At 43.1% G+C, this 25,641-nt stretch carries 20 protein-coding genes and 2 pseudogenes; 14 read left to right on the top strand and 8 right to left on the bottom strand.

Annotated features, from left to right (window positions below):
- Positions 1-54 precede the first annotated feature (54 nt).
- From PSE69_RS11095 to PSE69_RS11080, 4 genes are all read left to right on the top strand, one after another.
- Positions 55-1,401: a purine-cytosine permease family protein gene (locus PSE69_RS11095; RefSeq protein ID WP_014657827.1), complete on the top strand. Its 1,347-nt coding sequence runs from the start codon at positions 55-57 to the stop codon at positions 1,399-1,401.
- Between the two features lie 11 nt (positions 1,402-1,412).
- Positions 1,413-2,258, top strand: a complete 846-nt coding sequence (locus PSE69_RS11090) for a nitrilase-related carbon-nitrogen hydrolase (RefSeq protein ID WP_014657828.1) — start codon at positions 1,413-1,415, stop codon at positions 2,256-2,258.
- Complete coding sequence (locus PSE69_RS11085; RefSeq protein WP_004918066.1) at positions 2,255-3,004, top strand: IclR family transcriptional regulator; 750 nt, start codon at positions 2,255-2,257, stop codon at positions 3,002-3,004. Before PSE69_RS11090 ends, PSE69_RS11085 begins: the two co-directional genes overlap by 4 nt.
- A 143-nt stretch (positions 3,005-3,147) precedes the next feature.
- The gene (locus PSE69_RS11080; RefSeq protein ID WP_014657829.1) at positions 3,148-4,086 is read left to right on the top strand and encodes a DUF1177 domain-containing protein; all 939 of its coding nucleotides are present in this window, start codon (positions 3,148-3,150) and stop codon (positions 4,084-4,086) included.
- Between the two features lie 103 nt (positions 4,087-4,189).
- On the opposite strand, the gene cspD is transcribed toward PSE69_RS11080, so the two are convergent.
- Positions 4,190-4,441, bottom strand: coding sequence for a cold shock domain-containing protein CspD (gene cspD, locus PSE69_RS11075; protein ID WP_004918068.1), 252 nt, complete (start codon positions 4,439-4,441; stop codon positions 4,190-4,192).
- A gap of 383 nt (positions 4,442-4,824) precedes the next feature.
- On the opposite strand from cspD, the gene clpS reads away from it, so the two are divergent.
- Complete coding sequence (gene clpS / locus PSE69_RS11070) at positions 4,825-5,145, top strand: ATP-dependent Clp protease adapter ClpS (RefSeq protein WP_004918070.1); 321 nt, start codon at positions 4,825-4,827, stop codon at positions 5,143-5,145.
- Between the two features lie 30 nt (positions 5,146-5,175).
- Entirely contained in the window at positions 5,176-7,461 is a 2,286-nt protein-coding gene (clpA, locus tag PSE69_RS11065; protein ID WP_004918072.1) for an ATP-dependent Clp protease ATP-binding subunit ClpA, read from the top strand.
- A gap of 66 nt (positions 7,462-7,527) precedes the next feature.
- On the opposite strand, the gene infA is transcribed toward clpA, so the two are convergent.
- From infA to trxB, 6 genes are all read right to left on the bottom strand, one after another.
- Positions 7,528-7,746: a translation initiation factor IF-1 gene (gene infA, locus PSE69_RS11060; RefSeq protein WP_004244560.1), complete on the bottom strand. Its 219-nt coding sequence runs from the start codon at positions 7,744-7,746 to the stop codon at positions 7,528-7,530.
- Positions 7,747-7,886: 140 nt separating this feature from the next.
- The gene (gene aat / locus PSE69_RS11055; protein WP_004918075.1) at positions 7,887-8,588 is read right to left on the bottom strand and encodes a leucyl/phenylalanyl-tRNA--protein transferase; all 702 of its coding nucleotides are present in this window, start codon (positions 8,586-8,588) and stop codon (positions 7,887-7,889) included.
- A gap of 8 nt (positions 8,589-8,596) precedes the next feature.
- Positions 8,597-10,339 carry a heme ABC transporter ATP-binding protein/permease CydC gene (gene cydC, locus PSE69_RS11050; protein ID WP_060560690.1) on the bottom strand — a complete coding sequence of 581 codons (1,743 nt, stop codon included), beginning with the start codon at positions 10,337-10,339 and terminating at the stop codon, positions 8,597-8,599.
- Between the two features lie 2 nt (positions 10,340-10,341).
- On the bottom strand, positions 10,342-12,108 hold the full coding sequence (cydD, locus tag PSE69_RS11045) for a heme ABC transporter permease/ATP-binding protein CydD (RefSeq protein WP_014657832.1): 1,767 nt from the start codon (positions 12,106-12,108) through the stop codon (positions 10,342-10,344).
- 354 nt (positions 12,109-12,462) lie between these two features.
- Positions 12,463-14,136 (bottom strand): DUF7057 domain-containing protein, encoded by a 1,674-nt coding sequence (locus tag PSE69_RS11040; RefSeq protein WP_004918084.1) that lies wholly within the window; start codon positions 14,134-14,136, stop codon positions 12,463-12,465.
- A 177-nt stretch (positions 14,137-14,313) separates the two neighbouring features.
- Complete coding sequence (trxB, locus tag PSE69_RS11035; protein WP_004918087.1) at positions 14,314-15,276, bottom strand: thioredoxin-disulfide reductase; 963 nt, start codon at positions 15,274-15,276, stop codon at positions 14,314-14,316.
- Between the two features lie 543 nt (positions 15,277-15,819).
- Here trxB and lrp point away from each other — a divergent pair.
- The 6 genes and pseudogenes from lrp to serS all read left to right on the top strand — a co-directional run bounded on the left by lrp (position 15,820) and on the right by serS (position 23,814).
- Complete coding sequence (lrp, locus tag PSE69_RS11030) at positions 15,820-16,314, top strand: leucine-responsive transcriptional regulator Lrp (RefSeq protein ID WP_004918089.1); 495 nt, start codon at positions 15,820-15,822, stop codon at positions 16,312-16,314.
- Positions 16,315-16,768: 454 nt separating this feature from the next.
- Positions 16,769-17,281 (top strand): annotated as a pseudogene (locus PSE69_RS19880) (DNA translocase FtsK 4TM domain-containing protein); the annotation flags it as partial.
- Between the two features lie 342 nt (positions 17,282-17,623).
- Positions 17,624-20,323, top strand: a pseudogene (locus PSE69_RS11025) (DNA translocase FtsK); the annotation flags it as partial.
- Positions 20,324-20,400: 77 nt separating this feature from the next.
- On the top strand, positions 20,401-21,021 hold the full coding sequence (gene lolA / locus PSE69_RS11020; RefSeq protein WP_014657836.1) for an outer membrane lipoprotein chaperone LolA: 621 nt from the start codon (positions 20,401-20,403) through the stop codon (positions 21,019-21,021).
- Positions 21,022-21,030: 9 nt separating this feature from the next.
- A complete protein-coding gene (locus PSE69_RS11015; RefSeq protein WP_004918094.1) occupies positions 21,031-22,374 on the top strand; it encodes a replication-associated recombination protein A in 1,344 nt (447 codons plus the stop codon).
- A gap of 150 nt (positions 22,375-22,524) precedes the next feature.
- Complete coding sequence (gene serS, locus PSE69_RS11010) at positions 22,525-23,814, top strand: serine--tRNA ligase (protein ID WP_004918096.1); 1,290 nt, start codon at positions 22,525-22,527, stop codon at positions 23,812-23,814.
- Positions 23,815-23,893: 79 nt separating this feature from the next.
- Here the strand turns inward: serS and PSE69_RS11005 are convergent, their stop codons facing one another.
- Positions 23,894-24,373 (bottom strand): Lrp/AsnC family transcriptional regulator, encoded by a 480-nt coding sequence (locus PSE69_RS11005; protein WP_004918098.1) that lies wholly within the window; start codon positions 24,371-24,373, stop codon positions 23,894-23,896.
- Between the two features lie 167 nt (positions 24,374-24,540).
- Between PSE69_RS11005 and PSE69_RS11000 the strand changes: the two genes are divergently transcribed.
- Both PSE69_RS11000 and PSE69_RS10995 read left to right on the top strand, forming a co-directional pair.
- A complete protein-coding gene (locus tag PSE69_RS11000) occupies positions 24,541-24,963 on the top strand; it encodes a DUF2000 domain-containing protein (RefSeq protein ID WP_004918101.1) in 423 nt (140 codons plus the stop codon).
- Positions 24,964-24,999: 36 nt separating this feature from the next.
- Positions 25,000-25,626, top strand: a complete 627-nt coding sequence (locus PSE69_RS10995) for a LysE family translocator (RefSeq protein WP_272675231.1) — start codon at positions 25,000-25,002, stop codon at positions 25,624-25,626.
- The last annotated feature ends 15 nt before the right edge of the window (positions 25,627-25,641 follow it).

Genomic DNA, 25,641 nt, shown 5'->3' with positions numbered 1-25,641 from the left:
ATAAAATAAAGCCAATAAACTTAATAGCAAAGATCCACACAGCAGGAATACTAAATGGCGAATAAAACAGGTGAAGATTATTCTCTGGCTCGGGTGCCCTTCAGTGCTCGCAGGCCATTCTACGAAGTTCTTATAATCCGAATTGGTTCACTAGCCTGTGTATCTCAGGTGATGTTAGGTGCAGCATTGGGTTATGGACTGACGTTTTGGCAAGCGTTTTGGGCCACAATGTTAGGTTCAGTGATTTTACAAGTTGTTAGCTGGGCTTTAGGTGCAGCTGCGTGCCGTGAAGGAATGTCAATCAGTCTACTATCAAGGTGGTCTGGATTTGGTAAGTTAGGCTCTGCTTTAATCGGTGGCGCAATTGCGATTTCACTGATGGGCTGGTTTGGCGTACAAAATGGCTTCTTTGCGGATGGAATGTATAAAGCGACGAATGTGCTAACACCAGGGACTTGGTCGCTTATTACAGGTATCGCGGTGACGATTATTACGGTATATGGGTATCGCTTTTTATCTATTACCGCAAATATATCAACGCCGCTATTTTTACTCGCATTAGCTTGGGCAACCTATAGCTTGCTTTCTGGGCAAGATATCGGAGCGCTTATTAATCGCACTGAACCTGCGGGGGCTTTTATGACTCTACCAGCAGCCATTACGATGGTTGCTGGTGGGTTTATTATTTCAGCTATCACAACGCCCGATATTAGTCGTTTCATGAAAAGCCCGAAAGAGGTTTTTTGGATGACCCTTATCGGGACTTTTTTTGGTGAGCTGTTAGTCAATATGATTTCAGTGTTGATGGCACTTGCCCTGCGTACCAATGAAGTCTTTGACCTAATGTTGACGTTAACTGGGTTGGTTGGAGCATCGATCGTTATCTTCTCCACTATCAAAATGAATGATATTAACCTCTACTCTTCATCACTAGGTTTATCGACTTTATTGAATGCCATCTTCAAAAAACGGTTTGACCGTCGTTATCTAACGTGGGTTATCGGCATTTTGGGTACGATCGCCTCGATGCTCGGCATTTTAGATAATTTTGTGGGTTTTCTGATTTATTTAGGTATAGCAATCCCACCTGTGGCGGGGATCATGGTGGTTGATTATTATTTATTAAAGCGTGATCGGCGTGAGTTAGATACAACCAGAGCAGCGGGTGAACTTCCAACTCTGTGTGAGGCAGTTAATCCCATTACGTTGGTTGTTTGGGCTATTGCTGTTGTTGTCGGTTGGCTAAGCTCGGCATTAGGCCCTTGGGATACTGATTTTGGTGTGCCAGCGCTTAACTCTTTGCTAGTTAGCGGAGTCCTTTATTGGATGATGATGCTGCTGCAAGCTCGAATAAAAGGTGTCGATACGCTGCAATTTCGTAAAGTTAACCATTTAGATTAAGGATGAGAGCAATGGATCATAGCAGCGTTAAAGTTGCTCTTGCGCAATTTAACTCTTTACTTGGTCAAAAGCAGCATAATTTAGAGCGGATGGCCGCATTCTGCCATCAAGCTGCGGAGCAAGGTGCCAAATTAATCTGTTTTCCTGAACTGGCTACAACAGGCTATCGAGGCGATTTGCTTGCGACCCAACTATGGGATCTCAGCGATGATGAAGGCAGCGAAACTTATCGCTTGTTTAGCGCACTAGCGACGCAATTGGATCTCACTATTGTTAGTGGCTTTGCTGAGCGAGGAAGCTACTTAGGCGAGGTTTATAACGCTGTTGGGGTGTGGAATCCAGGTTGTGAAGGTGTCAGCGGGGTCTACCGTAAGGTCCACGCATTTGGCATTGAAAAACAATGGTTTAGCAGTGGTAATAGCTATCCGGTATTTGATACTCCATTCGGTAAGATTGGTGTGATGATCTGTTACGACATGGGGTTTCCTGAGGTGGCTCGTATCTTAACCTTAAATGGCGCTGAATTGCTGCTCGTGCCTTCTGCATGGCGTATTCAAGATAAGGATATGTGGGATATCAATACCGCGTGCCGCGCTTTGGAGAATGGTAGCCACTTATTAGCAGTTAACCGTTGGGGGAATGAGGAAGATCTTCATTTATTTGGCGGTAGTAAGATTGTAGGGCCTCGTGGGCAAGTGTTAAGTGAAGCCAGTTGTGATGGTGAAACGTTGCTCATTGGTGAGGTTGATTTTCGAGTTCAGGCTCATACGCGTTTGAACATTCCTTATTTAAGAGATAGAAAACCACAAAGCTATGAGGCGTTGGTGCAGAATTCTCAGGTTACAGGTGAGTTATGAGTATTCTCTCAAGTGTTGTCGATGTATATCGGTTGTTTCTTCGCTCTGGCGATGAACTGACGGTGACAACGTTAGTGAATGAATTGGGAATGCCAAAAAGCTCAGCATCACGTTTATTAAAACAGATGGCAGAGCATGGTTTGCTCGAAAAGAAAAATGATGCGCCCATTTATCGTCCGGGGCTGATCATTATGGAGTTAGCGCATCGTGCTCGGGGTATGAACCCGTTGATTGATATGGCACTTGAATCACTCGATGAACTGACCAAAGAAACGGGGTTCACCACTTATGTCTCTTTAAGGGACAAAGATAAGGTAAGAGTCGTGCATGCACGTATTGGTAATAGCATGCTTCAAGTGATCACTCAGCCGGGAACAAAATTGCCTATAGCGGGAACTTCTACAGGTAAAGCGTTATTAGCTCGTTACTCTTTGAGTGAACGTGAAGTGATCATTTGCCAAGAGCCGCAAGAAAAGCAAGACAAGCTACGCCAAGAGTTAAATCAAATTGAGGAACGAGGCTGGGCATTTTCAATTAATGAGTCCGTTCCGGGGGTCGCCTCTGTCTCAAGTACCGTGTATGACCCTGCGCAAGGTACACTCTATGCCTTATGTTTGAGTTTACCTGCATCGCAAATTACCTCTGAATTATTGGCGCAATTAGCGACAAAAATATGTCATAAGGCATCCTACCTTGGCAGTATGGTAGGTGACCCTTATTGGTTAAAACGTAGTAGTGAATCATAAAATAAAAATATTATATTTATTGTGCGTGTATGCGCCTTCACCAGGAAATAGGCTAATTTTTGACGGTTATACACCAACCATTAAAGGAGAGTGGTGAGATCGAGAGAAATAAGCTGAAAAGTAGTACATAACAAGGGAAATATATGAGTTTAAAGCAGACCCTGTGTGCTTACGAGTTAATCGATAGCGCCGTTGTTAATGGGGATGATATTGTCGCTTTGTTTAAAAACTTTACTACCATTGAAGCATCATCAAAAACAGTGCGAGATGGAAAAGGGCAAAGTGATTTTGTGCGTATCGTGATCCCAGGTACTCATGGTAAACGCCAAGGTAACCATGCCCCAACATTGGGGATTATTGGGCGTTTAGGGGGTATCGGAGCGCGCCCATCTCGTATTGGGCTGGTTTCTGATGCTGATGGCGCTATTGCTGCCATTGCGACGGCATTAAAACTTGCCGAGATGAGAGAAAAGGGTGATGTCCTCATGGGGGATGTGATCATTACGACGCATATTTGCCCAACAGCGCCAACACGTCCTCATAGCCCCGTTGATTTTATGGACTCACCACTCAACGATGAGACGATGAATGAAAATGAGGCTATCCCAGAAGCGGATGCTATTTTATCTGTGGACACGACAAAGGGAAATAGGCTGATCAACCATAAAGGTTATGCCTTGTCACCAACGGTAAAAGATGGCTATATCTTGCCTGTTTCTGAGGACTTACTTCATTTGATGGAGTGGAGCAGTGGGCAGAATGCGGTGACGTTCCCGCTCGCGGTACAAGATATCACGCCTTACGGCAACGGATTACATCACATCAATAGTATTATGCAGCCAGCAGTCTCAACAACAGCCCCTGTTGTTGGTGTGGCTATTTGTACGCAGACAATTGTGCCGGGTTGTTCAACAGGCGCTAGTCATGAAGTGGATATTGCCGCATCGGTGAAGTTTATGATTGAAGTTGCGAAGGCATTTGGTAGCGGTAATTGCCAATTCTATGATGAAGAGCAATTCGCACTGCTTAAATCACTTTATGGTGATGTCTCTTTTTTACAAACCCACGGCCGTCCTCATTGATATCAAAAGATTGATATTAAAAAATAGACACAGTTAACGACCAATCATGCAAACCAGTTATTGCTAAATGAAAAGTAATTAACTGTGCTCTATTACACGGGGGTTATTCTTGAGGCGTTGCCTCTGCACTTGTATGATTCAACGTACTGCTTTCAATCGGAATGATGAGGTTGGCATGGTTCCCTTTTGGGCCAGTATTAATACTAAAATTGACTTTCTGACCAGCTTTTAATGTCCTGTAACCTTCCATTTGTATACAAGAATAATGAGCGAAAATATCTTCGCCCCCATTTTCTGGGCAGATGAAACCAAAGCCTTTGGCGTTGTTGAACCATTTAACTGTACCTGTCTCCATACATCGTCCTTCGTATTTACAAGTTGTGTTTGACATAAATGCATAACCACTATGCATCGACTAAGTATAATTACACATATTGACTGTCTGCAAATCATACTGTAGTGAATTGCCTTCGGACGTCAAGCGATCAATTTGCTGATTTTTGGCGAAGTGATAAAAATTTGATATGGCTAACGCTCTCCAGTTTATTAATTTTGAAGCAGATCACAAAATTTAGGCCATATGAGTTGCGTTAGGTTGCGTGTTACACTGTTATTAAGCGGAAACAGCAATTGATAAAACAAATGATTTTATTTATGTTTTATTGTTATCTTGATTAATAGAAATCATTGATAATAAAGGCTATGCTTAATAAATCTTAACTCCGAGCACGACAAGTAATGAGCGATTTTCTTGGTACATTTAAAACAGATGTTGTTTTTAAAGATGAAGTGGAGCAAGTTTTACAGCCCCCTTCGATGTATAAGGTTATATTAAATAACGATGATTACACTCCAATGGATTTTGTTGTTGAAGTGTTGCAAAAATACTTTTCTTTTGATGAAGAACGCGCTACACAGATAATGTTAGATGTCCATTTTCAGGGGAAAGGGGTTTGCGGTATCTTTACGGCAGAGGTTGCGGAAACAAAAGCGGCACAAGTTAACAGCTATGCGCGCGAACATGAGTACCCTTTGTTGTGCACAATAGAAAAAGTGTGAACTCGCTAATATCAATTTTGGGAGGTGCTTATGCTCAATCAAGAACTGGAGCTGAGTCTAAACGTCGCATTTGCAAAAGCGAAAGATAATCGACATGAATTTATGACAGTGGAGCACCTGTTGCTGGCATTATTGAGTAATGCGTCAGCACGTGAAGCATTGGATGCCTGTAAAGTTGACCTTGTTGTTCTGCGACAAGAGCTTGAGCACTTTATTGCGCAAACGACGCCACTGTTGCCTGAAAATGATAATCGCGATACTCAGCCAACATTAAGTTTTCAACGCGTTCTGCAACGTGCGGTCTTCCATGTTCAGTCATCGGGTCGTAATGAAGTAAGTGGCGCGAATGTACTGGTCGCAATATTCAGTGAGCAGGAGTCACAGGCAGCTTATTTATTGCGTAAACATGATGTAAGCCGTTTAGATGTTGTCAATTTTATCTCCCACGGCACGATTAAAGGGGAAGCTTCGGCATCATCCGAGCAAGATACGCCAAACAGCAACGTCAATCATGAAGAACAGCCTGTTTCTGATGATCATATGGATAATTTCACAACCAATCTGAATCAACTGGCTAAACAAGGCAAAATTGACCCGCTGGTAGGGCGTCAGGCAGAGCTAGAGAGAACGATCCAAGTTCTTTGCCGCCGTCGCAAAAACAACCCATTGCTGGTGGGAGAATCTGGCGTTGGTAAAACAGCGATAGCGGAAGGGCTAGCATGGCGCATTGAGCAAGGGGATGTTCCCGAGGTCATGAACGGCTGCACTATCTATTCATTAGATATTGGTTCTTTATTAGCAGGCACTAAATACCGAGGTGATTTCGAAAAACGGTTTAAATCACTGCTAAAAATGCTGGAAAAAGACAGTAAAAGCATTCTATTTATCGATGAAATTCACACGATTATTGGGGCTGGTGCAGCGTCTGGTGGTCAAGTTGATGCGGCAAATTTAATTAAGCCATTGTTATCAGGTGGCCGTATCCGTGTTATTGGTTCAACGACTTATCAAGAGTTTAGTAATATTTTCGAAAAAGATAGGGCGTTGGCACGCCGCTTCCAGAAAATTGATATTGTAGAGCCAACAACCGAAGAAACGGTACGTATCATTAATGGATTAAAACCGAAATACGAATCACACCATGATGTTCGTTATACGGCAAAAGCCATTCAAGCCGCGGTTGATTTGTCGGTTAAATACATCACGGATAGGCATCTGCCAGACAAAGCGATTGATGTTATCGATGAAGCAGGCGCTCGGACACGTTTGGTTGCGCCTAGCAAACGTCGGAAAACCATTGGTGTGCCTGAGATTGAATCTGTGGTTGCGCGTATCGCACGTATCCCAGAAAAAACCGTCTCTTCGAGCGATAAAGAGCGCTTAAAAACGTTAGATTCGCGCCTGAAAATGCTAGTGTTTGGGCAAGATGATGCGATCACCGCATTAACAGAAGCTATTAAAATGAGTCGAGCGGGGTTAGGCCAAGATCATAAACCGGTAGGCTCCTTCTTATTTGCAGGCCCTACTGGGGTAGGTAAAACGGAAGTCACAGTCCAACTCGCTAAGGCATTGGATATAAAATTATTGCGCTTTGATATGTCTGAATATATGGAACGGCATACCGTGAGCCGCTTAATTGGTGCACCTCCTGGGTATGTAGGGTTTGATCAAGGCGGGCTTTTGACGGATGCGGTGATTAAACATCCACATTCTGTTGTGCTGCTTGATGAAATTGAAAAGGCGCATCCCGATGTGTTTAATATCCTTCTACAAGTTATGGATCACGGCACACTGACAGACAATAATGGGCGCAAAGCTGATTTCCGTAATGTGATTGTTGTCATGACAACCAATGCAGGGGTTCAAGAAACACAGCGCCGCTCAATTGGCTTTGCAGAGCAAGACAACAGTACGGATGCGATGTCTGAAATTAAGAAAGTCTTCTCGCCTGAGTTCCGTAACCGTCTTGATGGCATTATTTGGTTTAATTCATTATCCATGGATATCATCATACAGGTGGTGGATAAATTCATTGTCGAGCTACAAGCGCAACTTGATGAGAAAGGTGTTTCGATTGAAGTTAGCCAAGAGGCTCGCCGCTGGTTGTGTGAAAAAGGCTATGATAAGGCGATGGGAGCCCGACCTATGGCACGTGTGATCCAGGATAACCTGAAAAAACCATTAGCAAATGAGCTACTGTTTGGTTCGTTAACTAATGGCGGCTCAGTACGTATCGGGCTTGATAATAAAAGTAACACACTGACATATAGCTTCAGTAGCGTGCACAAGGCCTCTCCGGAGGATGCGGTATTCTGACAACAAATAGACCACAGGTGTCTTGTGCACCTGTGGCTGTATCAGGCCTTGCCTGAAGAGATAGAATCAGCGGCTACGGAAAATGATACGGCCTTTGCTCAGGTCGTACGGAGTTAACTCTACAGTTACCTTGTCGCCTGTCAGGATGCGGATATAGTTTTTACGCATTTTTCCAGAAATATGGGCAGTCACAACGTGACCATTTTCCAGTTCAACACGAAACATTGTGTTTGGCAGGGTATCCAGTACTGTGCCCTGCATTTCAATATTGTCTTCTTTGGCCATCTAATCCTCTAAGTCTAATAACCATGATTTTTAACGGGCAAGATAATGCCCAAAAACCCTCACTAAGTAAAGAAATGTTGCATTTTAAAGCGATTTTTCTTGAACAGTATGGGCATAAAATAACGTAAAGCCAAAATTCGCTATTCGAATAATGGCGGTATTTCAATCGATTGCGGTAACCAGCAGGCGGGATCAATCGCTTTGTTACGCCACCGATAAAGAATATGTAAAAAATCCCGACGGGATATTTCTTTTGCGCCTAATGAGGCGGTATGGTGGTTAAGTACCTGACAATCAAAAAGCTGCCCATTATAGCGCAAAAAATGAAAATAAAATGTAATAAAAGCAAATTTGGAGGCATCATTCATCCGACTGAACATAGATTCCCCACAAAATAGGTGCCCCATGTTCACGCCATACAGGCCGCCAACCAGTTCTTCACCATACCACGCCTCAATAGAATGAGCGATCCCCTGCTCATGAAGTGCCTGATACCCCTCACGCACCTCAGGTAAAATCCATGTTCCTTCGTCACGTATCGCACAAGCTGCGATGACATCTTTGAAGGCATGGTTGACAGTGACGCGATACTTTTGCTTTCTCAATAACTTTTTCATCGAACGGCTAATGTGCAATTCGCCAACCATTAAAACCGCTCTAGGATCGGGTGACCACCATAATGGCATTTCGCCCGGGTTAAACCAAGGGAAAATGCCATCATAGTAGGCAGCCTTCAGCCGATCTGGCGCTAAATCGCCACCAATAGCTAACAGGCCATTAGGTTCCCGCATCGCTTCATGGACGGGCGGGAACAGATAGGAGTCATCATCGAGCTGGTACATGATGTGCCTCACAGGGCCTGCTGTTGTAAATGGCGCTGGCGAAACTGAAAATAGCGGCCTTTTAAATCTAAAAGCGCCTGATGTGAGCCTTGCTCAACAATTTCACCGTTATCCATCACGCAAATAGTATCCATCTGCTCGATACCTTGCATGCGATGGGTGATCACAATTAGTGCCTTATCGGCACATTTCTCTTTTAACAGGGCAAGGATCTGCTGCTCTGTTTGTGCATCAAGCCCTTCGGTTGGCTCATCCATTAAAATTAATGGCGTATTATGTAATAGCGCTCGAGCGATCCCTAAGCGGCGCTGCTCTCCACCCGATAATTGTCGACCACCTTCACCCATCCAAGCGTTAAGTTTTTGCTCATTTTCCAGCAAATTACCAAGACCAACTTGGTCTAACACCTCAATGAGCTGTTTGTCGGTTGCCTTATCGTTAGCGAGCAGTAGATTATTACGCAAGGTATCACTAAAAATGTGTACCCGTTGTGGAACGACTGACATGAGCGAACGCAGTGCTTGTTCACTATAGTCACTAATATTTTGACCATTAATTTTGATCATACCACTATCAACATCCCATGCTCGAGTGAGTAATTGCAAAAGTGTTGATTTCCCACAACCTGTTTTACCTAATAAGGCGATGTGTTGCCCCGGTAGCAGTGAAAGCGAAACCTGTTTTAAAACTGCGAAAGGTTGCTCGGGGTAAGTAAATGAAATATTGTCGACAACAAGGCTTTCCAATTGGGGAAGGGATAAACCGTTGTCAGGGAATGTTACCTCTGGTTTGGCATCAATTAGCTGAGAAACACGTTCAGCAGAAGCAATCACTTGCCCCATATGCTGAAAGGCAACGGCGACAGGGCCTAAGGCTTCAAAAGCGGCCAGTGCACAGAAGACAAATAAAGCAATGAGTGCTCCTGGGTTAGTATTCCCCCCCACATGATCTGCCGCCATCCACAACAACAAAGTAGCAGTAAAACCAGAGGCAAATAGAATAATGGCTTGAGATACCCCTGTTAGATTGGCTTGCTGTTGTTGGCGCCCTTGCCATTGGCTTTCAATATTTGCCAATGTTTGGCGAAAACGGGGAAGCGCTCCAAACAAAGTCAGTTCCGCTTGCCCTTGTAAAGCGGATGTCAGGACAGTGCGGTAATGGGCACGTAAGTAAGTCAGCTCTTGTCCGATGGGCTTACCTGCACGATAAAAGACAAACGGTAAGGTAAATAATAAAAACAGCATAATACAACCGAGTGTCCACGCTAGGCGAGGGTCAAGGAAGCTCAACCCAAAAATCAGGACAAATATCACGACAAAAGCAGCAAAAATCGGCGATAAAACACGTAAATATAGGTGATCGAGGGTTTCGACATCCGCCACAAGGCGGTTAAGAATTTCCCCTTGGCGGAAGCGGCTGATCCCCCCCGGTGAGAGCGGTAATATTTTACTAAAGGCGAACACACGTAAATGGGCCAAAACTCGGAATGTGGCATCATGGCTAACCAGTCGTTCGGCGTAGCGACCTGCGGTCCGGAAAATAGCGGCACCACGGACACCAGCAGCAGGCAGCATATAATTAAAATAATAAAGCCCCGGAAAACCTGCAATTGCCGCCCCAGCGAGGAACCACCCTGATAGAGTAAGTAGCCCAATACTGGCAAGTAAAGTCACGATGGCTAAGATCATGCCGAGCAGGATCAAAAACCAGTGTCGGCGATAGAGAGCCAAAAAAGGTAATAGAACTCGCATTATCAAAGCTCCTCACTACGGTGAGCCAACAAGCGGGCAAATGGCCCTTCCGATTGGCTCAATTGTGCATAATGACCACGCTGAATGATTTGACCATTTGCCATCACCCAAATTTGGTCGTAATTAACCGTTTCTTCGAGTAAGTGGGTGACCATAATTGTCGTTTGCTGTTGAGCTAGTTGATTAAGAGTATGCATGACCCGTTTTTCACTGTGCGCATCAAGGCTAGCAGCTGGTTCATCCAGTAATAAAATACGCGATGGCTTTAAGAGTGTACGCGCGACAGCAACACGTTGAGCTTGCCCAACGGATAGCCTGGCAGCATAGTCGCCAAGGCGTGTATTTAAGCCATCAGGTAGCATAGGGAGAAACTCGGAAACATAGGCATCATCAATGGCTTGTTGTATTTCAGCTTCTGAAGCAGTCGGTTTACCTAAGCAGATATTCTCGATAAGCGTTTGTTCTGGTAAATGAGGGTTTTGACCCACCCAGCCAATTAATGCACGCCATTTATCTGGGCAAAGCTCTTTTAGCTCATCCCCATTAATTTTAATCGAGCCTTTATAGGGAAGAAAACCTAACAAAAGATTGAGTAAAGAGCTTTTCCCGGCACCACTTTGCCCGACAACAGCGATACGCTGTTGTGGCTCGATAGTAAAATCGAGAGGACCGACAAGACGTTGACCGTCGTGGGAATAGATTTCTAACTTATTTGCTTCAATTTGAATGGGTTTATCTTGCGGTGTCTTATCCCCAGTTTCTGTTTTTTGTTCGCCATCGCTTTCTAATAATGTCACCAAACTTTCTGCTGCGCCTACCGCTTGAGCTTTGGCATGATAATAGGTGCCTAAATCACGTAGAGGTTGGAAAAACTCAGGCGATAAAATTAATGCCAGAAAACCGGCAAACATGGTGACTGGTAACCCATAGCTTCCAAAATTTAATTCGCCAAGATAGGAAAAACCGAAATAGACGGCTACGATAGCGATTGAAATTGAGGCGAAAAACTCAAGCACACCAGAGGAGAGGAAAGCCATTCTAAGGACTTCCATGGTTCTTGAGCGAAAGTCTTCGGTAGATTCACGAATTTGTTGCACTTCTGCTTTTTCACGGAAAAACAGTCGTAATGTATCTAAGCCGCGTAACCGGTCGAGAAAACTACCGCTGAGGCGACCTAAAGCAACAAAGTTACGTCGGTTAGCATCTGCGGCACCGAGTCCCACTAAGGCCATAAAAATGGGGATCAACGGGGCGGTTGCAAACAAGATTAAGGCGGCGGCCCAGTTAAATGGGAAGATGGCAATCAAGATCATAATAGGGATGATGCCAGCAAGATACATTTGTGGTAGATAGCGCGAATAGTACTCTTGCATATCTTCTATCTGCTCTAGAACGATAGTCGCCCAGCTACCGGCTGGTTTACCTTTTACCCATACAGGGCCTAGCGCTTGTAGCTTATTTAAGACCATGTTGCGTACTTCTTGGCGTACAACTTGACCACAACGAAAGCCCACTCGCTCTCTAATAACCGTTAGGAGTGCGCGTAGCACAAATACGGCAAGGAGTAGGATAAAAGGGGTCAGAAGTTGCTCTCGTGGAGTGTGTTCCATAATCAGAGCTTGCAATATTACCGCCAAGAACCACGCTTGTGCGATAATCAGCAGACCACTAACAACGCCTAATAGCATAGATATACGCAGCCAACGTTTTGCGGATGTACTATGCTGTTTCAACCAACGTACCAATTCAGTCTGTCTTGTTTTATCCATAATGATCAGTGTGCAGGTATAGTTTTATATTGAGAGTGTGCCGCTAGCTAAAATAAGCCAATGGATTAAAGCTTAACGGAGTTTTTACCTATCATAGCAGCTTATTCGCGATATGTTGCATAATAAAAGTGTGTTATTAAAATAGCACAGATGATTGTTATCAATATGTTTTATAAAGGTAAATGATAATTGTCATCCATGCAAAACTAAAATCAATAAGGTAGTTAAACCTGTTAGAGCGATGTCGGTGAGTTTACAAGATGTATGGCATTTAGCATACAAGGGATAAGCTGTAGGTTCATAACAACGAATGGCTTTACATAAATGAGTAAAGCCATTCATCACGCATAAATATTATTGCTCTGGTACCACTTGTAGCCATTCTTTAGGCACTAATTTAAATTGACCATTTAATAATTTATCCCATGCGTTATCTCGCTGTGCCACCGAATCATAATGACTGATTTGGTGATCAATAAACTTCCAATCAGTTATTTGATATTGCCAAATAGTACAGGCTAAAGAATCACTCTTAGGGGAAGCACGGCATATGATAACCTCGTTTTGTCCATCTTGATTGATATCTGCCATAAAACCTAGGCAATGAGGTGGATGATAATTATTGATGCAGCTCGATTCACGTGTTTGGGACCACCAACTTTCCGGCAATTCGGCACTATTTTTTGCGATAATTATGGCCTCTTTGGGGGATTTACTCATTTTTTCATTACCAATATCGATATCTGTATAGAGTAGAGCGGTGTAATTGGGATTTAATTTGAGCCTTTCGATAGCTTGTTGGCCTTTGGGCCCGAGTTCTTTTAAGGCAAAAGCGAGCCGAGGGTTAACGTCAATTTTACCATTTTCGATACTGGCTAATATGCTGTTTGCGGTAATACGGTTAAAATCAGCAATCGGACTATTAATCATAAGGATGGCAGCCATTAGCCCTACAATCCCTACTTTGTTTATGGTACCTAAAGATTTTGCCCAAAGCGTTCTTCGGCGAATAATAGCAAAGCTGTAGGCGAAAATAATGACGGTGAAAAAGAGTGCGATGCTAAAGGCATAGAGGCGAGAGACACTCCAACTGTATTGGTTGACACGCACTAAAATGCCGTAAAGTGAAAAAAGTGAGAAAAAATTCAATAAAATGATACTAGACAGCGTTAAGGTGTTTAGCCATGTAACACGTTGATATTGGTGGTGTCCATTCCCATAGGTCAAATTAATTAAAATGATATTTAAAGCCAAGAACCACAGTATTGCGCTAGCCCCCACCTCTAATATCGATAGCTTCATCACAAATGAAAATAAAAAACCACCGACAAATATGGCAGCAATAAGATGGAGTATTATCAGGAAAAAGCGGGCGATATAATGGATAAATTGGCTAAAGCGAAACTCAAATATTGAGCGTAAAAAAACCAGCCCAATATTAAATCCTAAAGTGAAACCTGAATATAAAGTAAAATTGTTATCAATAAGCTGACTAAGAGTAGAGAGATTGACAATCGTAAATAAAAAACTGGCGAGATAAAGTAAAATAACCAGAAGCCCACCAATGACGGTGGCAATAATCATTAATAGCGTATTTTTAATATAAAAATCGAGTAAGTGGCTATAATCAATATGCCATCTACCCACTAACTGACGTGTCTGCAACCAAGGTAGCAAAAAGAAAAAAAGAACAATTAAGGTAGCAAAGGCAGTAAATTGAGGTTGACTGTAACTTAATTCTAAGTTCTTTGCATCCCATAGCGTGATCCAGACTGTTAATACAGCAATGATCAAGATATTAGTATAGAAAATAGCTGATTTGGCATTCGTAATTAAGTAACTGACAGCAGAAGGTACAAAAATTGCGACCATAAAAGGAAGATAGGTATATGGGGCGCTTAAATTATAGATGAACGAGAATGAAGAGTCCGTTGACAATACAATCAAGGTCGATTGGATAATAGCAAGTAGAGCGACAAAAAGGTAGGCATAGCGGCTGATAGCTTCTCGTTGTATTTGTTGACCCATAATATTTCCTAGCGCGAATTGTCAAAAATAATGTATCAATAATTTGATTATTGTAGATTGATGGAGGAAACTCCCCTATGAACTTACTCTGAAAAAAAAGGAACTTATCCTATAAAGAGGGGGCAAAAAAGGCACCTATTTGAGGTGCCTAAAATGATCAGGATGGATGTGGTTATACTATTTTTTATCCGCTAAACCATCTAAGTAGCGTTCTGCGTCTAGGGCAGCCATACAGCCTGTACCTGCTGATGTAATTGCTTGACGATAAATATGATCCATTACATCACCTGCGGCAAAGACTCCTGGGATAGAGGTTTGCGTTGCATTACCATGTGTACCGGATTGCACTTTGATATAGCCATTTTCTAAATCTAGCTGGCCATCAAAGATAGCGGTATTTGGGCTGTGACCAATCGCGATAAATGCCCCCATCACCTCTAATTCTTCAGTTTCATCGGTTTTGGTATTACGCAAACGGACGCCTGTCACGCCCATATCGTCACCGAGTACTTCATCAAGTGTACGGTCGGTATGCAGCGTAATATTGCCGTTCTTCACTTTATCCATTAGGCGATCAACTAGGATTTTTTCTGCGCGGAAGCTATCACGACGGTGAACCAAATGGACTTCTGAGGCAATGTTGGATAGATAAAGGGCTTCTTCAACCGCAGTATTACCTCCGCCGACAACAACCACTTTTTGATTACGATAGAAGAAGCCGTCACAAGTTGCACAAGCAGAAACGCCACGGCCTTTAAAGGCTTCTTCAGAAGGTAAGCCGATATAACGCGCCGATGCACCTGTCGCAATAATCAGGGCATCACAGGTATATTCGTTTTCATCGCCAAAAAGACGGAAAGGGCGCTGCTTAAGATCAACCTTATTAATATGATCTGAGATAATTTCTGTTTGGAATTTGGTCGCGTGTTCATACATGCGATCCATCAAACCTGGACCAGTCAAGCCTTCAGGGTCACCCGGCCAGTTCTCAACCTCAGTCGTAGTGGTTAACTGACCGCCTTTTTCCACGCCAGTAATCAGAGCTGGACTTAAGTTTGCGCGTGCAGCATAAACTGCCGCTGTGTATCCTGCTGGGCCAGAACCCAAAATGATTAGCTTGCGATGTATGGCTGTGCTCATGAATACCTCATTTTCAGTATAAAAATAGCGATAATGGGATTGTAGGAGAATTGGCAAGCTAAAAAAAGTGATTTAAATACTAAGTAAATTATAGCTGAGCTATTTTTGCGATAGATAATAGTGATTAAAGTGAAAATTTAGTATGGCAAGTATGCTTATGTCACGTGGTAGGATTTTTAGGAATATTCCTGAATCCGGACAGCGAAACGTTTAAATAGAAAAAAAATCGAAATCTTGTACTGATTTTTATTCATTTGCTTTGACAATCGGCTGTGCATTTGCGAAAACATCTATGTAAGAGTTAATTATCTAGTAGACCAATGCAAATGGTGTGTTTTTGTTCTTGCCGGAAAGTTAACTTTACAGCACTTATAACTTAACAAACAGGTGATCATTGTGAACAGGGGTTCTGTTCACGTCGATTTCAGCATTGCGCATAAAATTTGCTCCTGAACACGAATACCTAAATAAATAAAGTATGAGCGAGGATGGTGCTGTTTTATAGGTGTGGAAAATAACAATTAGAGAAAGAGAGATAAAGAGATGATTGATAATAAAAAGCGTCCAGGAAAAGACCTTGACCGTATTGATAGGAATATACTTAACGAACTACAGAAAGATGGGCGTATCTCAAACGTAGAACTGTCTAAGCGTGTTGGTTTGTCACCAACGCCATGTTTGGAGCGTGTGCGTCGTCTGGAAAGACAAGGGTTTATTTCTGGCTATACAGCACTTTTGAATCCTCACTACTTAGATGCTTCACTCTTGGTGTTCGTTGAAATTACACTAAACCGTGGCGCACCAGATGTGTTTGAGCAATTCAACACAGCGGTTCAAAAGCTTGAAGAGATCCAAGAATGTCACTTAGTTTCTGGTGATTTCGATTATCTGTTGAAAACGCGTGTGCCAGATATGTCCGCTTACCGTAAACTGCTTGGTGAGACTCTTCTACGTCTACCGGGTGTGAACGATACTCGTACGTACGTCGTTATGGAAGAAGTGAAGCAAAGTAACCGCTTGGTTATTAAAACACGCTAATAGGCTTGTATAGTCTCATTTCTGCACAACATCATTTATGGTTGTCGCACTGCAGTTTCAACGCTGAGTTTACTCAGCGTTGTTCCGTTTTAGAGGCCAATATTTTATCTCTCTTAGCGCTTTTTTGACTCTGTTTCCGATTAAAGGCACAGCGTCGATATGATTTTTTCTGAAAATAGGCTAAATAGCTGTAACTCTTCGTTTTAATCTATTGATATTAAAGCCATAAATAATTAAGATTTTTAACGTAAAATAGAAATTGAATCCTCAACTGTAAGATGAAATACTGCATCTTGCTGTGTCTACAGTCGTTTAGTTTGCCTGAGAGGCAACAAGTCACGCACAAGAAGGTGATTGGTGTTAGAATGGCTTTCAATATGTGCTTATCATCATTGCGAATTCAAGTGAGTTCGTTTCGGCATGGGTGACATCATCAGTCAGTAAAGAAACAGTAATGAGCCAAGAATATACAGAAGACAAACACGTTCGATTAAAAAAACTCAGTAGTGGAAGACGGCTACTCGAAGCCATTTTGCTTGCCATTTGTTTAAGTGCCATTTTCTTAATGGTGGCATTAATGAGTTTCAATCCTTCAGATCCAAGCTGGTCGCAAACCACATGGAATGCACCGGTTAAAAATTTGGGGGGAAGTGTTGGCTCTTGGAGTGCGGATATTCTCTTTTCGGCTTTTGGGATTTTAGCATTTGCAATTCCACCTCTACTGCTACTCGGTTGTTGGGCGATTTACCATTATGAAAGCCAACGTCGTTATATTGACTTCTTTTCGTTGTCATTGCGCTTAATTGGTGGGTTAGCGCTGATCCTCTCATCATGCGGTCTTGCTGCACTTAACTTTGACGACTTACCGAATTTCGCGTCCGGTGGGGTGATTGGCAGTGTGTTTAGTAATGCGATCATGCCATGGTTTAATTCTTTAGGTGCAACACTGGCATTGCTCTTTTTATGGGCAATTAGCTTTACACTGTTTACGGGCTGGTCATGGTTGACGATTGCCGAAAAAATTGGTGCGGCGGTATTAATTCCTATCACATTAATGACTAATCGTGCGCGCGGCGATGATTATGATGCGTATGATGTTGAAGAAACAGAAGATGCGTTACAGCGGGCGCAGGAGGCAGAGCGCCAAGCGATTGATAATGTAGACAGTGACGATGTTTTGTTCTCCGCTCCCTCAATTAGTGAATTAGCCGCAGTAGAAACCGAAGAGGTTCAACCCACAGAAGAAGCGGCTCCTTTGGCTGCCAATCAACCTATTGATGAAGTTGAAGAACCCCTTGCGTTTTCAGCTTCTGAGCCGCAAGAAGCTTATCATTTTGAAGTGCCGGATGATTATCAACCTGTTGTGTATGATAGGGATTTCCAATTCAAAACCAGTGAGCCTCAGGCACAAGTCGCGGAGCCAACAGGCTACCAACCTGAAAGCCATAATGTATCTCCAGAGAATGGTGTGGTTAACCAACCTGCCAATCATCATACACATGAGCGTTGGGGGGCAGAGGCACAACCTGCTGCAACGACACCGACAGAACATACTGATAATCCATCATTAGCAAACCTAACAGGGCAGCAAAATGTATCGATGCCAGCTTCTTCTATCAGTGAGGCGGTTTCACAGGCAAGTGGGCGATCAGTAACAGATAGGCTAGCCGATCCCGCTGCATTGGCAGCCGCTGGTATTTCCGTTGCGGCTCTTGAGCGCCACGCCCAGGTTAAACAAAATATGGAGCCTGAATTGCCTCGCCCAAATCCTGTTCGGTTACCAACCCGTCGGGAGCTATATGGCATTCGCATTCCTTCTCAACGTGATGCTGAACTTCAGCGCCGTAAAGAAGAAGCTTTGCAACGTGAGCAGATATATCAACAATGGTCTGCTGCGTCAGAGAATGAACCACAACAAGATGAAGAACAAGAAAATAGGCTCCGTGAGCAATTTTTGCAGCAACAGCGCGAACGGTACGGCAGTGATATTGAGCATCATGATGAGACTGAGTCACCAATATCTCATCAGGCTGAAGTGACGCCAACGCCAGAAAAAGTGGTTCATTATACTCAACCTGAAATAGAGCATCGTTGGTCTTCTGCGCCCGCTTCTGTTGAACAAACTGAGCAAAATACTCATCACTTTAGCCAGTCTAAAAATACCTTCTCAGCGCAAGATGATGATGAGAATGCGGGTTATAAAGTTGAACCTAAATTCGATCTGAGTGAACATATTTCGGTATTAGATGAATTTTCGCCAGTTAATGATTTGGTTAATGAAGAGCCTGCAGATCCTTTATTTATGCCGTCATTTAGTGCAACGAGCGTGGAGAATACAAACAATACACCTCAAGTGAATGAGGTGACAAAACATGTCGCTCCAACACCGGATATCTCTGCTAATCAGTCGCACACTTTTGCTCCGCTGCAACAACCACAACCGCAGCCACAACAACCGGAGCCGCAGCAAGACAGCCTGTTCCATCCGTTCTTGGTACGCAATGATCAACCATTGCCAAAACCAACGACGCCTATGCCTTCTTTGGATTTGTTAACTACGCCACCAACGCAAGAAGAGCCTGTTGACATGTTTAAATTAGAGCAGACAGCACGGTTGATTGAAGCTCGCTTAAATGACTATCGGGTGAAAGCGGAAGTGGTCGGCTTCTCTCCGGGGCCGGTGATCACTCGATTCGAGCTAGATTTGGCACCGGGGGTAAAAGCGGCGCGGATCTCCACTTTATCGAGAGACCTTGCCCGTTCACTTTCTACCACGGCGGTGAGGGTTGTTGAAGTGATCCCCGGCAAGCCATATGTGGGGCTTGAATTACCGAACGAAAAACGCCAAACAGTCTATTTAAGAGAAGTACTGGACTGTGACGAATTTAGGCATAGTGCATCACCGTTAACAATGGTGTTGGGTAAAGATATCGAAGGCGATCCGGTTATTGCGGATTTGGCGAAAATGCCACACTTACTCGTTGCGGGGACAACAGGCTCAGGTAAATCGGTAGGGGTCAACGCGATGATCCTCAGTATTTTGTATAAATCGAAACCTGAAGATGTCCGTTTTATTATGATCGACCCGAAAATGTTGGAACTGTCTATTTATGAAGGCATTCCACATTTGCTGACAGAAGTCGTGACTGACATGAAAGATGCTGCTAACGCATTGCGTTGGTGCGTCAATGAAATGGAACGTCGCTATCGCTTAATGTCGGCGCTTGGCGTACGTAACCTTGCTGGCTACAACGATAAAATTAAAGCTGCCGAAGAGATGGGGCGACCTATTCCTGACCCACACTGGAAACCGAGTGACAGCATGGAAACTGAGCATCCAATGCTGAAAAAAGAACCCTATATTGTCGTCATGGTTGATGAATTTGCTGACTTGATGATGACGGCAGGGAAAAAAGTTGAAGAGTTGATTGCTCGCCTAGCGCAAAAAGCACGTGCAGCAGGTATCCACCTAGTATTGGCAACTCAGCGCCCGTCAGTGGATATCATTACAGGTTTAATTAAAGCAAACATACCTACGCGTATTGCCTTTACAGTATCAAGTAAAATTGACTCTCGGACTATCCTCGATCAAGGTGGCGCAGAGTCATTATTGGGAATGGGGGATATGCTGTATTTACCACCTAACTCATCGATTCCTGTTCGTGTCCATGGGGCATTTGTCCGTGACCAAGAAGTGCACGCGGTGGTGAATGATTGGAAAGCCCGCGGTCGCCCAGAATATATTGATAGCATTACCAAATGCAGCGATGAAAATGAAGGGGGCGGTTATGATAGCGCAGAGGAAGAGTTGGATCCTCTGTTTGATCAAGCCGTCGAGTTTGTTGTAGAGAAACAACGCGTTTCTATTTCAGGTGTTCAACGTCAGTTCCGCATTGGTTATAACCGCGCTGCGCGAATTGTTGAGCAAATGGAAACGCAAGGGATTGTCAGTGAGCCGGGACATAATGGAAATCGCGAAGTGCTTTCCCCACGGCAAGCTGATTACTAACCTTGTTGTCGATGAGTTGCAAGAGCAATAATAAAGGCATAGCGCCTATTAAGGTATCAATAAAAGGTCTTTGTTCGATGAAAAAAATGATGTTATTGGGGGCGTTGGCCCTAAGTTTACATATCGGCTCAGTACTGGCAGATGCCAGCCAAGACCTTCAGGATCGCCTGAATAAGGTCAATAGCTTCCACGCTAGCTTCTCTCAAAAAGTCACCAGCCCAGAAGGTGACCTCGTACAAGAAGGTGTGGGGGAATTATGGCTTCAGCGCCCTAATTTATTCAATTGGAATATGACGTCACCTGATGAAAGTGTTTTAGTGTCTGATGGCAAAAATTTATGGTTTTATAACCCGTTTGTTGAGCAAGTCACTGTCACTAACTTAGCGGATGCGACTCAAGATACCCCATTTTTATTGATTACACGTAATAACCCAAGAGATTGGAAACAGTATTCTATTATTCAGCAAGGTAATACATTCGACTTAAAACCCAAGTTGAGTAATGGCACATTAAAACGTTTTTCAATTACGGTTTCTCCAGAAGGCACCATTGAGAAGTTTTCAGCCGTTGAGCAAGATGGGCAAACAAGTGCTTACCAATTGAAAGAACAAAAAAATGGTAATGTCGATAAGCGTAAGTTTACATTCACTGTGCCGGAAGGGGTCACATTGGATGACCAACGCTCAGGTGGTAAATAAGAGGAAATAGTGGGCAACCTATCACTCGATTTTTCACAAAATGAATTTCAACCTCTGGCAGCGCGTATGCGCCCAGAGGTTCTTGAACAGTATATAGGTCAAAAACATTTGCTTGCTGAAGGTAAACCATTACCCAGGGCAATAAAAGCAGGTCATTTACATTCAATGATTTTGTGGGGGCCACCAGGAACAGGCAAAACCACATTAGCCGAAATTATTGGTCACTATGCACAGGCAGATATTGAACGTATTTCTGCCGTTACGTCCGGTATTAAAGAGATCCGTGAAGCGATAGAGAAAGCTCGCCAAAATCGAGATGCGGGTCGTAGGACTATTTTATTTGTTGATGAAGTGCATCGTTTTAATAAAAGTCAGCAAGATGCGTTTTTACCACACATTGAAGATGGCACCATTACTTTTATCGGCGCAACCACAGAAAATCCTTCGTTTGAACTCAATTCCGCATTATTGTCGCGTGCACGGGTCTATCTACTGAAATCTTTAACGGTAAGCGATATTGAAGATGTGTTGCAGCAAGCCATGGAGGATCCCAAGCGAGGCTTAGGCGGGCAAAATGTGATTTTACCCGATACCACTCGTCAATTAATTGCCGAGTTGGTTAATGGTGATGCCCGTCGCTCCCTCAATCTTTTAGAGATGATGGCGGATATGGCGGAAACCGATAGCCATGGTCAGCGTATTTTAACGGCTGAATTACTAAAAGAAGTCAGCGGTGAACGTACAGCGCGCTTTGATAATAAAGGTGATCGTTATTACGATTTAATCTCTGCCTTGCATAAATCAGTACGAGGCTCGGCTCCCGATGCCGCTTTATATTGGTATGCGCGGATTATTACCGCAGGTGGTGATCCACTTTATGTGGCTCGGCGCTTGCTGGCTATCGCATCTGAAGATGTAGGGAATGCCGACCCGCGAGCAATGCAGGTCGCTATTTCCGCATGGGATTGCTTCACTCGGGTTGGTCCTGCGGAAGGTGAGCGTGCGATTGCTCAAGCTATTGTTTACTTGGCATGTGCACCAAAAAGTAATGCAGTTTACACGGCTTATAAAGCCGCGTTAGCGGATGCGCAAATGCAGCCTGATTATGATGTACCTGCCCATTTACGTAATGCACCGACAAAACTGTTGAAAGAATTAGGGGCGGGGAAAGAGTATCGCTATGCTCATGACGAAGAAAATGCTTATGCAGCCGGTGAGGTTTATTTCCCACCTGAAATGCAACATACCCAATATTACCACCCAACGAATCGTGGTTTAGAAGCGAAAATAGCAGAAAAATTAAACTGGTTAGCGCAACAGGATCAAAATAGCCCAACAAAACGCTATCGCTAATGTGGGCAATGCGGTAAGGTTATAAGAAATATTTTTTATAAAATTATTTAGGTCGCCTTCGCAATAGGCGGCTTGATGGTGTAACGAGTATAATGCCGGAATGTGTTATACTCCCTTTCAATATTGACTAACAATAATCACAGGATAAGCATGCTCGATCCCAATTTACTGCGTACGGAGCTAGACGCGGTTGCTGAAAAACTGGCTCGCAGGGGTTTTACCCTTGATGTGGAAAAGCTGCGTGAATTAGAAGAACGCCGCAAAGTTTTGCAAGTTGAAACTGAATCCCTGCAGGCAGAGCGTAATTCGCGATCGAAATCCATTGGTGCAGCTAAGGCGCGTGGTGAAGATATCGAGCCTTTACGTCAGGAAGTGAACCAGTTAGGCGAAAAATTAGATGCTGCTAAGTTAGCATTAGATAAGCTGCAACAAGAGATCCGTGATATTGCATTAAGTATCCCGAATATGCCTGATGATGCTGTTCCTGATGGGAAAGATGATTCAGATAACGTTGAGGTTGCTCGTTGGGGTGAACCACGCCAATATGACTTTGAAATTAAAGATCATGTTAGCCTTGGCGAACTCGCTGGTGGTCTAGATTTCCCCGCGGCCGTTAAACTGACAGGCGCGCGTTTTGTGGTGATGAAAGGGCAAATTGCTCGTCTACACCGTGCACTGGCTCAGTTTATGCTGGATTTGCATACTGAACAGCATGGCTATCAAGAGCTGTATGTACCGTATTTGGTTAACCATGATACGCTTTATGGCACTGGTCAATTACCTAAATTTGGTGAAGATCTGTTCCATACTAAGCCGCTTGAAGAAGAAGCGGAAAGTACTTATGCATTGATCCCAACAGCAGAAGTGCCGGTCACCAACTTAGTACGTGATGAAATCCTTGATGAAGATGCATTACCACTAAAAATGACAGCGCATACACCATGCTTCCGTTCAGAAGCGGGTTCTTATGGCCGTGACACGCGTGGGCTTATCCGTATGCACCAATTTGATAAAGTCGAATTGGTACAAATAGTGCATCCTGAGAAATCGATGGAAGCATTGGAAGAGCTAACCGGTCACGCGGAGAAAGTGCTGCAATTACTGAAATTACCCTATCGTAAAGTGATCCTTTGCACTGGTGATATTGGTTTTGGTTCACGTAAAACCTATGACTTGGAAGTTTGGTTACCAGCTCAGAATACCTACCGTGAGATTTCTTCGTGCTCAAATATGTGGGATTTCCAAGCTCGCCGTATGCAAGCACGTTTCCGCAGTAAAGGTGACAAGAAAACACAGTTGGTGCATACACTGAATGGTTCTGGTCTTGCTGTTGGTCGTACGTTGGTTGCTGTATTGGAGAATTACCAATTAGCAGATGGTCGTATTGAAGTACCAGAAGTATTGCGCCCATATATGAAAGGCCTAGAGTACATCGGTTAATCAAGTTAAATTAACTAAAACAGAAAACGCCACTTATTAGTGGCGTTTTTTTTACAACCCACTGATACGTTGCTGGTTATTATGCTTCACTATTAACGGTTGTTACAGGATAAGAAACTAAGGGTTTGATCTCTTTAAGCACGAACATACTTTGCATTTCTTTAATACCAGGAAGCCGTCGGATCACAGACATCGCGAAATCGGCATAGGAATCTAAATCATGGGAAACCACTTGTAATAAAAAGTCGGCATCTCCCCCGATGCTGTAGCATGAAACAACATTTTCTAACTCACTGACTTCTTGTTCAAATTTCTTTGCTTCCGTTTCACTATGGCTGTCGATAGTGACACGCACAAAAACCATAACACCTAAACCAATTTTTTTGCGGTTAAGAATAGCTCGATAGCCTTGGATCACATCATCGTCTTCTAATTTACGGACGCGTCGCCAGCAAGGGGATGCTGACATACCGACTTTATCAGCGAGTACTTGATTTGTAATACGTGCATCGTCTTGAAGGAGTTTAAGAATCTTGATTTCTGTCTTATCTATTGCCATAGCGGGTATTTCCTTTCGGAATATATTTATAAATAGGTAATTTTCTTCTTTTAGCTACTTTACTACAGATAAGATAGGCAGCAAATTTCTATTTATTGATGACATAATTGTTACAGTTCACGACCAGAAGAACCTTATGTTATCAAAAATTATGAAAAGGGGATTTTATGCAATTTGATGCATCTATTCATCGTTGTGCCATCATCGTCAATCAAGATCTAGCATTAGGGCTTGCTATGAATGCTGCAAGTATCATTGGTGTAGGGATAGGCAACAAAATTACCCAATTAATAGGGAATGATTTAATGAGTGCAGATAATATTTATTATCCTGGGGTAATCAGTGCATCATTACCTATATTAAAAAGCTCGCCTGAGCGAATAAAGCAAATTCAAAAAGAAATAGCAGAGCATGAAGATATTTATATATTACCTTTTAGTTTAATTGCTCAGTCTTGTAAAAGTTATGATGACTACACTCAAAAATTAACTAACACTCTAGATCAAGAAATTCAATTAGCAGCTATTGGTTTAGTAGGGAATAAAAATAGCATCAATAAATTAACCGGTAATTTATCATTATTTAAATAAGCGTTATATCTCGCCATTCTACTGTAGGTTAATCATATGATAAGCATAACACAATTGCTCTCTTATGCGAGTGCATTGGCGATTGCTGCCGTTATTCCAGGGCCCGGAATGACCGCAGTCGTCGCACGTACCTTGAAGGGTGGCGTAACAATGGGGTTTGCACTACTGAGTGGATTAATTTTAGGGGATATTATTTATCTCTCTTTTGCGATATTCGGCCTAGTATTCGTTGCTGACCACTTAGCCGCGATCTTTAATTTAATTTATTGGTTTGCTGCACTGTATTTATTTTGGTTAGCTTATGTCTTTTGGCGCCACGATGCCCAACCATTAAATACTGTAGGTGCTATATCAAAAAAGCAGTTAGCTATTGTGAGTGTTTCCGGTCTTGCCATTACATTAAGTAATCCAAAAACAATCGCTTTTTATATGGCAATATTACCGTTAGTCATTTCTTTAAATGAAATGACTATAACGATTTGGAGCACAGTATTAGTTCCAACTACGTTATTAATATTACTTTTAGTTGGCATGATATTTATCTTTAGTGCAAAGAAGGCAAGTAAATTTTTATCGAGTACGAAATCGCAGAGAGTGATTTTTCGAGGAACCGCTTTGATCATGTTTGCCTCAGCTATTGGTATGCTGTTTAAAACACAATAAATGATAATGGCTCTA

The organism is Providencia sp. PROV122, assembly GCF_028482365.1.
Classification (GTDB): domain Bacteria; phylum Pseudomonadota; class Gammaproteobacteria; order Enterobacterales; family Enterobacteriaceae; genus Providencia; species Providencia stuartii.
The sequence above is the reverse complement of the archived record's forward strand: the minus strand, read 5'-3'. Positions and strand labels throughout refer to the sequence as shown.